This window comes from Pseudomonas sp. MCal1 (assembly GCF_026341415.1).
GTDB lineage: Bacteria > Pseudomonadota > Gammaproteobacteria > Pseudomonadales > Pseudomonadaceae > Aquipseudomonas.
The window spans coordinates 135,306-149,250 of sequence record NZ_JAKUMP010000010.1 but is presented as its reverse complement, the minus strand read 5'-3'; the positions used below and the strand labels follow the sequence as shown (position 1 = coordinate 149,250).

The 13,945-nt window shown below is 57.5% G+C and carries 13 protein-coding genes; 9 read left to right on the top strand and 4 right to left on the bottom strand.

All coding sequences use genetic code 11. The annotated features are described in order from the left end of the window. Positions 1–137 precede the first annotated feature (137 nt). On the bottom strand, positions 138–1,148 hold the full coding sequence (locus MKZ87_RS17950; protein ID WP_256574800.1) for a glycosyltransferase family 2 protein: 1,011 nt from the start codon (positions 1,146–1,148) through the stop codon (positions 138–140). Positions 1,149–1,587: 439 nt separating this feature from the next. Here MKZ87_RS17950 and MKZ87_RS17945 point away from each other — a divergent pair, with 439 nt between their 5' ends. From MKZ87_RS17945 to fabF, 6 genes are all read left to right on the top strand, one after another. Further along, positions 1,588–2,559: a UDP-glucose 4-epimerase family protein gene (locus MKZ87_RS17945; protein ID WP_085704382.1), complete on the top strand. Its 972-nt coding sequence runs from the start codon at positions 1,588–1,590 to the stop codon at positions 2,557–2,559. Beyond that, positions 2,556–3,584 carry an MraY family glycosyltransferase gene (locus MKZ87_RS17940; protein ID WP_085704384.1) on the top strand — a complete coding sequence of 343 codons (1,029 nt, stop codon included), beginning with the start codon at positions 2,556–2,558 and terminating at the stop codon, positions 3,582–3,584. The genes MKZ87_RS17945 and MKZ87_RS17940 overlap by 4 nt, the downstream gene beginning before the upstream one ends. A 109-nt stretch (positions 3,585–3,693) precedes the next feature. Further along, positions 3,694–5,688: a polysaccharide biosynthesis protein gene (locus MKZ87_RS17935; RefSeq protein WP_085704507.1), complete on the top strand. Its 1,995-nt coding sequence runs from the start codon at positions 3,694–3,696 to the stop codon at positions 5,686–5,688. 110 nt (positions 5,689–5,798) lie between these two features. After that, the gene (locus tag MKZ87_RS17930; RefSeq protein WP_085704386.1) at positions 5,799–6,134 is read left to right on the top strand and encodes a ComEA family DNA-binding protein; all 336 of its coding nucleotides are present in this window, start codon (positions 5,799–5,801) and stop codon (positions 6,132–6,134) included. Positions 6,135–6,351: 217 nt separating this feature from the next. Continuing rightward, on the top strand, positions 6,352–7,146 hold the full coding sequence (locus MKZ87_RS17925; RefSeq protein WP_266201476.1) for an SDR family NAD(P)-dependent oxidoreductase: 795 nt from the start codon (positions 6,352–6,354) through the stop codon (positions 7,144–7,146). Between the two features lie 26 nt (positions 7,147–7,172). Then, positions 7,173–8,447 (top strand): beta-ketoacyl-ACP synthase II, encoded by a 1,275-nt coding sequence (gene fabF / locus MKZ87_RS17920; RefSeq protein WP_266201474.1) that lies wholly within the window; start codon positions 7,173–7,175, stop codon positions 8,445–8,447. Here the strand turns inward: fabF and MKZ87_RS17915 are convergent. Further along, positions 8,444–9,001 (bottom strand): TetR/AcrR family transcriptional regulator, encoded by a 558-nt coding sequence (locus tag MKZ87_RS17915; protein WP_085699980.1) that lies wholly within the window; start codon positions 8,999–9,001, stop codon positions 8,444–8,446. The two genes, fabF and MKZ87_RS17915, sit on opposite strands and share 4 nt — an antisense overlap. 175 nt (positions 9,002–9,176) lie before the next feature. Here MKZ87_RS17915 and MKZ87_RS17910 point away from each other — a divergent pair, with 175 nt between their 5' ends. Beyond that, entirely contained in the window at positions 9,177–10,028 is an 852-nt protein-coding gene (locus MKZ87_RS17910) for an urea carboxylase-associated family protein (RefSeq protein ID WP_085607190.1), read from the top strand. A gap of 44 nt (positions 10,029–10,072) precedes the next feature. Here MKZ87_RS17910 and MKZ87_RS17905 read toward each other — a convergent pair whose 3' ends face one another. Both MKZ87_RS17905 and eat read right to left on the bottom strand, forming a co-directional pair. Beyond that, positions 10,073–10,240 carry a DUF2897 family protein gene (locus MKZ87_RS17905; protein WP_007950938.1) on the bottom strand — a complete coding sequence of 56 codons (168 nt, stop codon included), beginning with the start codon at positions 10,238–10,240 and terminating at the stop codon, positions 10,073–10,075. Positions 10,241–10,359: 119 nt separating this feature from the next. Beyond that, entirely contained in the window at positions 10,360–11,724 is a 1,365-nt protein-coding gene (eat, locus tag MKZ87_RS17900) for an ethanolamine permease (protein WP_085704392.1), read from the bottom strand. A 425-nt stretch (positions 11,725–12,149) separates the two neighbouring features. Here eat and kdpF point away from each other — a divergent pair, with 425 nt between their 5' ends. Beyond that, a complete protein-coding gene (gene kdpF, locus MKZ87_RS17895) occupies positions 12,150–12,239 on the top strand; it encodes a K(+)-transporting ATPase subunit F (protein WP_007950940.1) in 90 nt (29 codons plus the stop codon). An 8-nt stretch (positions 12,240–12,247) separates the two neighbouring features. Continuing rightward, a complete protein-coding gene (kdpA, locus tag MKZ87_RS17890) occupies positions 12,248–13,942 on the top strand; it encodes a potassium-transporting ATPase subunit KdpA (protein ID WP_266201471.1) in 1,695 nt (564 codons plus the stop codon). Positions 13,943–13,945 lie beyond the last annotated feature (3 nt).

The window sequence follows — 13,945 nt, the reverse complement described above, 5'->3', positions numbered from 1 at the left end:
CTGAATATTTCGTGCGTTGGGGACGATGGCCGATCCAGGGATCGCGTAGAAGTCTCTCCCGTTTCATGCTCGCCGAGGCTCGTGCATCGACATGCGTTGACGATTATGGAATGCAACACTCGTGTTTTGTTCATCGGTCAAATGCCCCTCACAATGGCTGCGAGGAACAGTCCGATATTGCCTGGCAATGTTTGTCGGTAGACACCAGCACGCAATAGCCCCACCAGGCGGCGTGGAAGAGGGCTCTGCCTTGCCAGGCGAAACCGCTCCAGTATTTGCTGGTTTTCGACTGTCAGCAGGTGGCGTGCTGAGCCCAGGCAGTTGATGTTTTGCTCGGTCCAGTTCGAGAATCGACCCTTGAGCATCATGCGCAACCGGGACAGCCGTGCTGTAAAGCCTGAATTCGAGCCTACAAGATTGTCTTCATGTTGCCGGTAAAGAACGAACGGTTGTGCGTCATAGAACACCTGGCCGCCCGCACCGGTCACCAGCAGGTAGGCCCACCAGTCATGAGAAACGATATCCAGTTGCTCCCCCGCACTGATGAACAGCTCCCGCGCTGCTTGGTTGAATACCATGGTGTTGCCACCCGCGAGACTCTGCACGAGTGCATTGGCAAAGGCTGGGGGGCGAGAGAAAAGAGGTGAGCATTCGAGGGGGGTGCCCTGCGAGTCCATTCCTCGGGTTCTTCCGCAATAGAGCGCAGGTACCTGGGAAGGAATTGTCTTGATCCAGTCCAAAGCTGTTTCAATTTTATTTTCCTGCCAGATATCGTCCTGATCAGACCAGGCATAGAAATCTGCCTGGATTTCCTTACGACAGGCTAAAGTCAGGAAATTGGCTGCAAATCCCCGTTTAGGCCCTTGCACGACGCTGACTTTACCGATTTGATCGAGGCGATTGGCAAACGATTCAATAACCTCGAGGGTCTTATCAGTCGAACCATCGTCCGATATCACGACTGTCCAGTTGTCGTGGGTCTGACGCCCTATGGACGTCAATTGCTCGGCGAGAAAGCGCTGACCGTTATACGTGCACATAAGCACTGCAACGCTTTTAGACGAAGATCCAAGAAGAGTATCTGTATGCCTGCTTTGGCTTTGGGAGGTGGCGTCCACTTGATGATCTGGTGGTAAAGGGTTAAGCAACCTAGCACTCCATTGCAAAAATGACTCGAAGGTCAGAAAGGTTTTCAACGAGAGCATGATTGCTGAATGCAACGCACATACTAGATCGAATGACCCAAATCAAAACGGGCATTGTAGCGAAAATGCGCTTGTGCTTGATAGTGCCTGACTGCCATGGAGCAGGGAGATTGACCGGCGGACGACCCGCTATCAGGTAAGATATCGATTCACCGCTTTGATCGCATGAAGTCTTCACCAAGGGATTTCATGATGTTCCTCATCCAGTGACGCTGAAAATTGTAAGGCTTTACCCTTATCAACCCCGCCGGTCTTGAAGACATGCCAGCTGTGGGTTGCACCTTTTGCGGAGCGCTGTGGATACTGGCATCCAGGGGAGCGCTCCAGGACTTGAGCCTTCAGGTTCGCTTTTAAATGATTATGCTTGAGAAGAACGAGATTAATGAGCGCAAGTACCCTACTTGTTACAGGTGGATCAGGTTTTCTGGGCGGCGCCTTGTTAAGGACATTGGTTCCCTTGAATCGTTACGTTCTGCGTACAGCATCAAGGCGCCAGGCTGCGGATCTGCCGTCATCAGTACAAACTTTCCCGATCGAGGGTCTTACACCTCAGCAAGATTGGCGACAAGCGTTGTCCGGCGTCGATATCGTCGTTCACGCTGCTGCACGGGTGCATGTAATGGAAGAGTCCTCTCGGAACCCACTCGCAGAATTCCGTCTGGTCAATGTCGACGGCACGATGAATCTGGCGCAACAGGCTGCGCAGGCAGGTGTGCGGCGGTTTATCTATATAAGCTCCGTAAAGGTCAATGGTGAGAACACTGCGCCAGGGGTAGCGTTTACTGCAAACGACCCGGCTTCGCCCGCCGATCCCTACGGTCTTTCCAAACATGAAGCAGAACAGGCGCTTGCTGAATTCGTTGCTTCGACGGAAATGGAGCTGGTCATCATTCGTCCGGTACTGGTCTACGGCCCAGGGGTAAAGGCCAATTTTCTCACCATGATTCGCTGGCTGGAACGTGGTGTGCCGCTGCCATTCGGTGCAGTCGACAATAAACGCAGCCTGGTAAGCCTTGATAATCTGATCGACCTGATCGTCACTTGTTTTGATCATCCCGGGGCGGCAAATCAGACATTCCTTGCAAGTGATGGGGCCGATGTCTCCACCACTGAGTTGCTAAGAAAAATCAGTCATGCGTTGAACAAGCCGGCAAGGCTTATTTCTTTCCCCGTAGTCTTGATGCGATTTGGGGCGAAGCTTGTTGGAAAGGATGCGCTCGCTCAGCGTCTCTTCGGATCCCTTCAAGTTGATATAAGCAAAAACAGACAGCTCTTGGGATGGGTGCCACCCTTTAGTCTGGATCACGGAATCAGAACTACCGTTCAGTCTTATCTGGAATCGCAATCACAATGAACTTTTGTTGGCTTGCTCCGGCGCTGGCCGGTCTTTCTTTTGTACTTACCGCCACATTGCGCCGTTATGCGATGTCTCGTAGCCTTCTCGATGTTCCCAATGATCGCAGTTCCCATTCCATGCCGACGCCTCGTGGGGGCGGTGTGGCGATCGTCCTGAGCTTCCTCGCTGCACTCGGGTTGATGTATGGCTGGAAACTGATCTCTTTCGACGCTTTTGTGGCATTCCTTGGAGCAGGCGGAGTCATCGCTGTCATCGGATTTCTTGATGACCACGGACACATTGCAGCTCGGTGGCGATTGCTTGCGCATTTTGTGGCCGCAGGTTGGGGCGTTTACTGGCTGGGTGGGCTTGCGCCTGTGACACTCTTCGGTTTCACCCTTGATTCCGGATGGAGCGGACATCTTCTGGCCGTGATTTATCTGGTATGGATGCTCAACCTTTACAACTTCATGGATGGTATCGATGGGATCGCCAGTATCGAAGCGATGAGTGTCTGTTTAGGTGCCGCACTTCTTTATTGGGTCAGTGGAGCAGCCGATGTCGCCTGGCCATCCGTAATGCTTGCCGCATGCGTAGCGGGATTTCTATGCTGGAATTTCCCGCCGGCAAAAATTTTCATGGGCGATGCGGGCAGCGGCTTTCTTGGCATCGTGTTAGGTCTTATGTCTTTGCAGGCGGCCTGGAACAGTCCCGGGTTGTTATGGGGGTGGCTGATTCTACTGGGGGTTTTCATTGTTGATGCCACATTCACTTTGCTGCGACGCCTCATACGTGGTGATAAGGTTTATGAGGCGCATCGCAGTCATGCCTATCAGTTTGCGTCACGCGTCCATGGCGCTCACTTGCCAGTAACATTGACGGTTGGTTTGATCAATTTGCTGTGGTTGTTGCCACTCGCGTTGGGAGTCGTCGTTTTTCACTGGGATGGTGCCCTGGTTCTGATCCTGGCCTACTTGCCTCTTGTTTGGCTGGCTGTGAGGTACGAGGCAGGGCAGTTGGAGAGCCGGTCGTCAAACACGTGAAAAACAATGTTACTGTTTGGTTATGCTGTGTTACTCCCTCTCTCATTGAGGGGAAGGCGTGATAGTAAGGTCAGTTGAAAGGAACAGTGCTGAGGTGTTTGACGGGATGATGGACAAGGTAAGAACGTATTTGCTGGGTTTGCCCCGGCGTCGTAAAAGGCTGATTCAGGTCGCCACCGACATAGTATTGGTGTGGCTGGCACTCTGGTTGGCCTTTATCGTTCGTCTTGGCATCGATGACATGTACAACCCGCTGCGTGTTCATCTTTGGTTGTTTGCCTCGGCGCCTTTCGTGGCTATTCCGTTGTTCATTCGTTTTGGTATGTACCGGGCTGTGATGCGTTACTTCGGCAATGATGCGCTGGTTGCGATCATCAAGGCCGTCAGCCTTTCATCGTTAATTCTGGCGTTGATTGTTTACTGGTACAGCAATCACGAAACTGTCGTTCCTCGCTCGATAATCTTCAATTACTGGTGGGTGAGCATGGTGATCATCGGCGGCCTGCGCCTGCTGATGCGTCAATATTTCATGGGCGACTGGTTCACTGCCGCCCAGCACGTTCCCTTTACCAATCGCGATGATGGTTTGACCAAGGTAGCCATCTATGGCGCCGGCGTTGCCGGAAATCAGTTGGTGGCGGCCCTTCGCATGGGGCGTGTCATGCGTCCGGTAGCATTTATCGATGATGATCCGGGTATTTCCGATCGCTCCATTTCAGGATTGCAGGTCTACAAACCCAAACATATTCAACAAATGATTGATGTTACTGGTGCGCAGGAAATTCTCCTCGCCTTGCCTTCTTCGACCCGGGCAAGACGCAGGGAAATCCTGAACGTTCTGGAAGGCTTTCCACTACATGTTCGAAGTGTTCCTAACTTTACCGACCTGGCCAGTGGTCGGGTCAGGGTCGAAGATATTCAAGAAGTAGATATCGGCGACTTGTTGGGGCGTGATGCTGTTCCTGCGTTGCCTGACCTTTTGGAGCGTTGCATCAAGGGCAAGACCGTGATGGTGACGGGGGCGGGAGGCTCGATCGGATCTGAGTTGTGCCGTCAGATCTTTGCGCTGGGACCGATTACCCTGATTCTGTTCGAACACAGCGAATTCAACCTTTACAGCATTCTGTCTGAACTCGAACAGCGTGGCAGTCGCGAATCGATCCCTGTCCGGTTACTGCCGATACTCGGTTCGATCCGGCACTCTCAAAAGCTTCTCGACGTGATGAAATCTTGGAGGGTCGACACGGTCTATCACGCAGCGGCCTACAAACATGTACCGATGGTCGAGCACAACATTGCTGAAGGTGTGTTGAACAACGTGATTGGTACGCTTAATACTGCGCAAGCCGCTTTGCAGTCAGGCGTTTCGAATTTCGTATTGATCTCGACTGACAAGGCTGTCCGTCCGACCAATATCATGGGCAGCACGAAACGTCTTGCAGAGTTGACTCTCCAGGCGCTGAGTCGTGAGGTGGCGCCGGTATTGTTTGGTGACGCAGCCAACGTCTCCCGGGTCAACAAGACCCGCTTCACCATGGTCCGATTCGGCAACGTGCTGGGTTCGTCCGGTTCCGTAATCCCGCTGTTTCACAGTCAGATCAAGTCCGGCGGTCCGCTGACGGTCACACACCCGAAAATCACCCGCTACTTCATGACGATCCCGGAAGCCGCCCAACTGGTGATTCAGGCGGGCTCCATGGGGCAGGGGGGCGATGTGTTCGTGTTGGATATGGGCGAGCCGGTGAGAATCGTGGAACTGGCCGAGAAAATGATTCATCTGTCCGGTTTGAGTATTCGTTCCGAGCGCAATCCGCAGGGCGACATTTCCATCGAGTTCACAGGTTTGCGCCCGGGTGAAAAGCTCTACGAAGAACTGCTGATTGGCGACAACGTTGCCGCGACGCCGCATCCGATGATTATGACCGCCAGTGAGGATCACTTGCCTTGGGATGTTCTTAAATCCCGGTTGGGAGAGCTGCTCGCTGCTGTCGATGCGGATGACTATTCCCGCGTCCGCCAGATTCTGCGCGAAACCGTCAGCGGCTACACCCCTGACGGCGAAATCGTTGACTGGATCTACCAGCAGCGCCGTCTCGAACCCTGATTGTTTCACATCCTGTAACGGACACGTTTTTGACAGGCTCCCATCATCGCCTAAGTTTGGAGAGCAGCTTCGGAAAAGCTGCTTTCTCAATTGATGATGGAGCGTCACTTATGCGTACCGGTTATTTCTACTCCCTGATTTTTGCCCTGCTGACCAGCGCCTCGATTGCCGCAATCGCTGCGCCTCCGGCGTCTACCGAAACGAACAGGGCGCCTGTGGTGATGGACGCGTCAGCCGCTTCTGAAAATCAGAAGGTCGATCTGAACGGTGCCGATGCGGCCACTCTGCAGAAGGAACTGGCAGGCGTGGGCGAGGCCAAGGCGAAAGCGATTGTTGCTTATCGTGAAACAAACGGGCCGTTTGCATCGGTGGACGAATTGCTTGAGGTGAAAGGTATCGGCAAGGCGATTCTGGATCGCAATCGCGACAAGCTGGAAGTGAACTAAGCTGATTGTTCAACGCCAAGGGGCCGGTCATTGACCGGCCCTTTTTGGTTCCCGATTCCTGGGTGCATCGCAGAAGGACGACAGCCTTTCCGTCGGAAAATAGAAAATTACGGCTATCATATTGCTTTGAGATTATGCCTATAATAATTTCAGTCGCCACTGAAGCCCTCTGCTTTTCAGCGGTCGCTCATCCCTTACGCATTCCAGGAGTATCGTCATGAATTCCCCAAAATCCCAAGGTACGGCGTTGATCACTGGCGCATCTTCCGGTATCGGTGCGGTGTATGCCGAGCGGTTGGCGGCACGTGGTTTTGATCTGTTGCTGGTGGCTCGCGATCAGGAGCGTCTGGAGTCTGCAGCCAGCAAGCTTCGGGACGCACATGGCGTTCAGGTCGAAGTCCTGAAAGCCGATCTGACCCAGAAGAATGAAGTGCTCAAGCTTGAGCAGCGCCTGCGCAGCGACTCCAGTATCAGCCTGCTGGTCAACAATGCGGGCGTAGCGGTAAACGGCTTGCTGGCCAACGCCGATCCCGAGGTGCTGGAGCAACTGATCCAGTTGAACGTCACAACCCTGACCCGGCTGGCAGCCGCAGCAGCCTCGGCGTTCACCCGCGCCGGGCGTGGCACGATCATCAACATTGCATCGGTGGTTGCCTTGTTCCCCGAACGTTTCAACGCCACCTACAGCGCCAGCAAGGCTTACGTGCTAAGCCTGACTCAATCGCTCAATACCGAACTCGAAGGCACCGGGGTCAAGGTGCAAGCGGTATTGCCCGGCGTGACCCGCACTGAAATCTGGGATCGCTCCGGTTTCGATGCCAGCGGTATTCCGGCGGAAATGGTCATGGAAGCGGGCGAGATGGTCGATGCTGCGCTGTCCGGTCTGGATCAGGGCGAACTCGTCACCATTCCTTCGCTGCCTGATGTCGGGGAATGGCAAGCCTTTGTCGCCGCGCGTCATGTAATGGCCCCGAATCTGTCCCACAGTTCGGCGGCCAGCCGTTACAAGTAAATTGATTCGTGAGAGGTCAACCCGATATGGATCAGCGTCGAGTAGTTGTCACGGGTATGGGCCTGGTATCGCCCTTGGGAAGCGACGTCGAAGTTGTCTGGCAGCGCTTGCTGGCCGGGCGTTCGGGATTGCGAAACCTGCCGGAAGCGGTCATTGCCGATCTGCCGACGCGGGTCGGCGGGGTGGTGCCGACGATGGAGGAGGATGCCGAAGCTGGGTTCGATCCGGATCGCGCCACGCCGCCCAAAGAACAGAAGAAAATGGATCGTTTCATTCTGTTCGCGATGGAGGCTGCACGGCAGGCGCTTGAACAGGCGGGCTGGCACCCGACGCAATCCCACGCTCAGGAACGCACGGCCACCATCATCGGCTCAGGTGTCGGCGGCTTCGGTGCAATCGCCGATGCGGTGCGGACCACCGACAGCCGTGGTCCGCGTCGCTTGTCACCGTTCACTATCCCTTCGTTTCTGGTCAACCTTGCGGCGGGCCATGTCTCGATCCAGCACGGTCTCAAGGGCCCGCTCGGTGCGCCGGTCACGGCGTGTGCCGCCGGCGTGCAGGCGATCGGTGATGCCGCTCGGCTGATTCATGTCGGCGAGGCCGATATTGCCGTGTGCGGCGGTGCGGAAGCATGCATCGATCGCGTCAGCCTTGCCGGTTTCGCGGCGGCGCGGGCCTTGTCCAGCGGCTACAACGACACGCCTGAGCGCGCCTCACGCCCGTTCGACAGCGGGCGCGACGGTTTCGTGATGGGCGAGGGTGCGGGGCTGCTGGTGATCGAATCACTTGAGCACGCATTGGCACGGGGGGCGCAGCCATTAGCCGAACTGGTCGGATATGGCACCAGCGCCGACGCCTATCACCTGACCGCCGGGCCGGAAGACGGCAGCGGTGCACGCCGGGCGATGACTCTGGCGCTGGCCCAGGCTGGTGTCACGCCGGATCAGGTGCAACATCTGAACGCACATGCGACCTCGACGCCAGTGGGTGATCTCGGTGAACTGGCCGCGATTAAATCGGTATTCGGGACCCAGAACGAGATTGCCGTGACCTCGACCAAATCCGCGACGGGGCATTTGCTGGGTGCGGCGGGAGGTCTGGAGGCGATTTTCACGTTGCTGGCGATCCGCGATCAAACCATTCCGCCAACGCTCAACTTCGAGAATCCCGATCCGGCGAGCGAAGGCGTGGACATCGTCCACGGTCAGGCGCGGTCGATGCCGATCGAGTATGCGTTATCCAACGGCTTCGGCTTCGGTGGGGTCAATGCCAGCGTGCTGTTCAAGCGCTGGCAGGCTTAGCCTTCGGAGCGCTTGAGGTGTTCGCGGGTGACGTCGAGGATCTGCTGCGCAAATTCGGCATCCGCAACACTGCGTGACAGCAGGAGCGCCCCGGCCAGTGTCGCCATGATGACGATGCTGCGTTCGGCGGCGTTCTCGCCTTCAAGGGTGCCTTCGATCTGGTCGAGGCGAGCCTTCAAGACTGAATCGCTGGTCGGACTAGGCTGGCCACGCAGTCCAAGCTCCGAAGATATGGTCAGCAACGGACAGCCTTCATGGGGACTTGTCTGGTGCCATTCGGACAGGTAGGTGTCGATGAACACCTCCAACGGTTTGTCCTGGGCGAAGATTTCCGCGCACAGCCCCGCTACCTGCTCGCCGGCAGCTTGCAGCGCTTTTTCCACCAGTTCGTCCTTGGACGCGAAGTGCGAATAGAAGCCGCCGTGCGTCAGGCCCAGTGCCCTCATCAAAGGTTGCAGCCCGGTCGCACCAATGCCGTCCTTGCGAAACCGCTCGGACGCTTCCTTGATAATGCGCTGATGTGTCTGGGCTTTATGATCTTGCGAGTAACGCATTTAAACTCTCCGCAACAAGACCGCCATCTTAACCAATGCAAATTGAATGGTGACTGTACTTCTACTTCTAAAAAGCCTGCCGGTGAATCCAACAAGTTCGTAACAACCATAAATGGTTGGCACGGATAGTGGTTGCAGCTTGCAAAGTTGCCATCACTTGAGGAGCAGGAGAATCATGTACAAAGACTACCCGGCCGCCTATCAGGTCAGCAAAGGCTCGGCGCTACAGGTCAATACACCTTTCTACGAACGGATTCGCGACCGCAAGGACGGGCGCACACTGATCGAACAATTCGAAGTGCCGATCCGCACCGGTCGTGCCTGGCATGTGCCGGCGGGGCATGTGTTTCGTGTCACCACACCGGTCGGGCCCCAAGTGGGCGATTTCAATGTGTGGAACGCACACGATCCGCGTGAACGGATGTGGGCGGCGCGCACCCGGCAACTGCAGGGCGCCCATGTCAGCACCCACGACCGGCTCTGGTCGAACCTGCCTTTTCTTCGTCCGCTGGTGACCATCACCGATGACAGCCTGGCCGACTATGGCATCGACGAGCACGGTGGGCGCCTGCACGATTTGCTCGGCACGCGCTGTGATCCCTACGTGAACAAGATGCTCACCGGCGAGGATTTCCATCATCACTGCCATTCAAACCTGACCCGCGCCGTGTTGCCCCATGGCCTGACCGAGTTCGACGTGCATGACGTGCTGAACATCTTCCAGTGCACGGGCCTGAATCACGATGACCTGTACTTCATGAAGGCCTGCCCGGCGCAGAAGGGTGACTATCTGGAGTTCTTTGCGGAAATCGACTTGCTGTGTGCATTGTCGACGTGCCCCGGCGGTGATCTGTCGCTGGCGATGTGGGGGCCGGATGCGCAGGATCCGCTGACCGTGTGCCGCCCGCTCGGCGTGGAAATCTATCGTCTGGACGATGCGCTGCTCGAAGGCTGGAGCCAGCCGGAACGGGCGGCGTACAAAGGCCTGCATGGCTTGCACATCGCCAAGGCTGAATGGGAAAAGTAGCCGCGATAAAAACAAACCCCGCCGATTCAGGCGGGGTTTTTCGTTCAGCGGTCCTGCGCGTCCTTGATGTCCGCTTCGGCATTGCGTTCAGCGACGCGCTTGCGCTGTTCATCGGTCAGTTCGACCTTGTTGGCGGTGTCACGCAACATCATCAGACCGCCGACGATCGAGCCGATTGCAACGACCAGAATCAACCAGGCATACCAGGGCATAACGGCTCTCCTTAAAGACAGGTCGACGGGCGAGGGTTTCGCCGTTCAACGCTGCATACCACTTTGAGCGAAGTGCATTCGCAGTGGTTCCATTCTAGGCCGGTTATGCCCGTCGCGGTTTACAGTCCGGTGAGCATGGCGTCTGCCGGGGCGTTGGCGCGCAATTGGCCGGTCAACAGGAAGTATCCGAAACCGACCGCCATGAAGCCGAGAAAGATCAGCCCGATCAGCGCATTGAACCAGGCCATCGCTACCAGGCACACCACGGCCAGCGCCAGCGCGATCAACGGAATCAACGGATAGCACGGCGCGCGGAAGGTGCGCTCCAGATTTGGTTCGGATTTACGCAGTTTGAACAGGCTGAGCATGCTCATGATGTACATCACGATCGCACCGAACACCGCCATGGTGATCATCGCGGCAGTGAGGGTCATGCCGCCGAGGTTGATCAGCCCGTCGCTGTAGATCGCCGCGATGCCGATCACGCCGCCGGCAATGATGGCGCGGTGCGGGGTCTGGAAGCGCGACAGCTTCGCCAGCGAGGCGGGCAGGTAACCGGCGCGGGCGAGGGCGAAGAACTGCCGCGAGTAGCCAAGAATGATCCCGTGGAAACTCGCCACCAGCCCGAACAGGCCGATCCACACCAGCATGTGCAGCCAGCCGGAATTGTCGCCGACCACGGTTTTCATCGCCTGAGGCAACGGGTCGTTGATGTTCGACAGGGTGCGCCAGTCACCGACGCCACCGGCGAAGAACATCACGCCCATCGCCAGCAACACCAAGGTCAGAATGCCGCTGATGTAGGCCTTGGGAATCGTACGTTTCGGGTCCTTGGCTTCTTCGGCGGCCATGGCCGCGCCTTCGATGGCGAGGAAGAACCAGATCGCGAACGGAATCGCCGCGAACATCCCGGCAATCGCCGGAGCGCCGAAGATGTCCGAACCGGCCCAGCCATTGAGCGCGAAGTTGCTGAAGCTGAAGGCCGGGGCGACTACACCCATGAACACCAGCAACTCGGCCACTGCCAGCACGCAGACCACCAGTTCGAAGGTCGCTGCCAGTTTCACCCCGAGGATGTTCAAGGTCATGAACACAATGTATGCGCCGACCGCCGCGTGTTTCGGATCGAGGGCCGGAAACTGCACGTTCAGATACGCGCCAATCGCCAAGGCGATCGCCGGCGGGGCGAAGACGAATTCGATCAGTGTCGCCAGGCCTGCGATCAATCCGCCTTTTTCACCGAAAGCCCGGCGACTGTAGGCAAACGGCCCGCCCGCGTGGGGAATCGCCGTGGTCAGTTCGGTGAAGCTGAAAATGAAGCAGGTGTACATGGTGGCGACCATGAATGAGGTCACCAGAAAGCCGAGAGTTCCCGCGACGCCCCAGCCATAACTCCAGCCGAAATATTCCCCGGAAATCACCAGCCCCACCGCGATGCCCCACAGATGCAACGTGCCCAGCGTGGGTTTGAGTTGAGTGTTCATGCGTTTGCTCCCTGAACGGTTTGGAAAGCTCGGGGAAAGGCGTGTGCAGTGGGCGTGCCATTTTGTATTGGCGGGTCGTAATGCGCTTAAAGCTGTCGTATCGGGGATGTTCGCGGCGCAATGCCCACAGAGTTGTGCGCCAGTTGGGTGCGATGTTGTCTGTGTTGCCGTCTTCGCGGGCAAGCCCGCAGGTGTAAGTGGTGTCTGGAGGAGCGCGTTTCAAAACGTGGGAGTGGGCCTGGTCCGGGCGGCGATCCGACGAAGAGGCCCGTCCACACGACGCAAAACTCTGCTGTAACGCCCGCGTAAACCCACTCTTTACGCTTTCTTTATGCCCTGCGCGCAACCTCGGTCTCGTTCCTTTACAGCCTCCTTTCCGACAATGCCTCCACACGCGGCAATACGCCGTAACACGGAGATCTTCCATGAGCGTTCTGGACGGGGTGTCACTGCTGCTGGCAGTGGGGCTGTTCATTTATCTGTTGGTTGCGCTGTTGCGCGCGGATCGGACTTAGGAGCGGCTATGCACAGTTATGACTATTGGCTGATCCTCGCATTCTTCGCGGTGGTCTTGCTGCCGGCGCCGTTCCTCGGGCGCTTCTACTACAAGGTGATGGAGGGCCAGCGCACCTGGCTGACGCCGATTCTCGGCCCGGTCGAACGTGGCTGCTATCGCATTGCCGGGGTCAATCCGCAGGATGAACAGAGCTGGCAGAAGTACACGCTGGCGCTGCTGGCATTCAACCTCGCCGGTTTTCTGCTGCTGTTCGCGATCCTGCTGTTTCAGGATCACCTGCCGCTGAACCCGCAAAACCTGCCGGGCCAGGAGTGGACCCAGGCGTTCAACACCGCCGTCAGCTTCATGACCAACACCAACTGGCAGTCCTACAGCGGTGAAGCGACCCTCAGCTACCTGAGCCAGATGGTCGGCCTCACCGTGCAGAACTTCGTCAGTGCCGCCACCGGCCTCGCCGTGCTGGTTGCGCTGTGCCGTGGCATCGGGCGCAAGTCCACCAAAACCCTCGGCAACTTCTGGGTCGACATGACCCGTGCCACGCTCTACGGTCTGCTGCCGCTGTGTCTGCTGCTGGCGCTGTACCTGGTGTGGCAGGGCGTGCCGCAAACCTTCGCTCAATATGTGAATGCAGTGACGATGCAGGGCGTTGACCAAGTCATCCCGCTCGGCCCGGCTGCCAGCCAGATTGCGATCAAGCAACTGGGCACCAACGGCGGTGGTTTCTTCGGCGTCAACTCGGCGCATCCGTTCGAGAACCCGACTGCCTGGAGCAACCTGTTCGAAGTCGCGTCGATCATCCTGATCCCGGTGGCATTGGTATTCACCTTCGGCCACTACGTGAAGGATCTGCGTCAGAGTCGCGCCATCATCGGCTGCATGCTCGCGCTGTTCATCATCGGCGGCGCCACTTCGCTGTGGGCCGAGTATCAGCCGAACCCTGCCTTGAACAACGTCGCCGTCGAACAGACCGCGCCGCTGGAAGGCAAGGAAGCGCGCTTCGGCACCACCGCCACCGTGCTCTGGTCGGTGACCACCACGGCGGCGTCGAACGGTTCGGTCAACGGCATGCATGACAGCCTCAACCCGCTCAGCGGCATGGTTGCGCTGGTCAACATGATGGTCGGTGAAGTGATCTTCGGCGGCGTCGGCGCGGGGCTCTACGGCATGTTGCTGAACGTGCTGATCGCGGTGTTCCTCGCCGGCCTGATGATCGGCCGCACCCCGGAATACCTCGGCAAGAAACTCCAGGCCCGTGAAGTGCAGCTGCTGGTCATCACCCTGCTGGTGATGCCGGTCGGCGTGCTGGTGCTCGGCGCGATTGCAGCGAGCCTGCCGGGCCCGGTGGCGGCGGTGAGCAACCCCGGCCCGCACGGCTTCAGTCAGTTGCTCTACGCCTACACCTCGGCCAGTGCGAACAACGGTTCGGCATTCGGCGGCTTCGGCGCCAACACCGCGTTCCACAACCTGATGCTGGGACTGGGCATGTTGATCGGTCGCTTCGGCTACATCCTCCCGGTACTGGCTCTGGCCGGCAGCCTGGCGATGAAGAAAACCGCACCGATCGGCCAGAACAGCTTCCCGACCCACGGCCCGCTGTTTGTGACCCTGTTGACCGTGACCATTTTGCTGGTGGGCGGCCTGACATTCTTGCCGACCCTCGCACTGGGCCCAATCGCTGAACACCTGAGCATGGGCTTCTAAGGA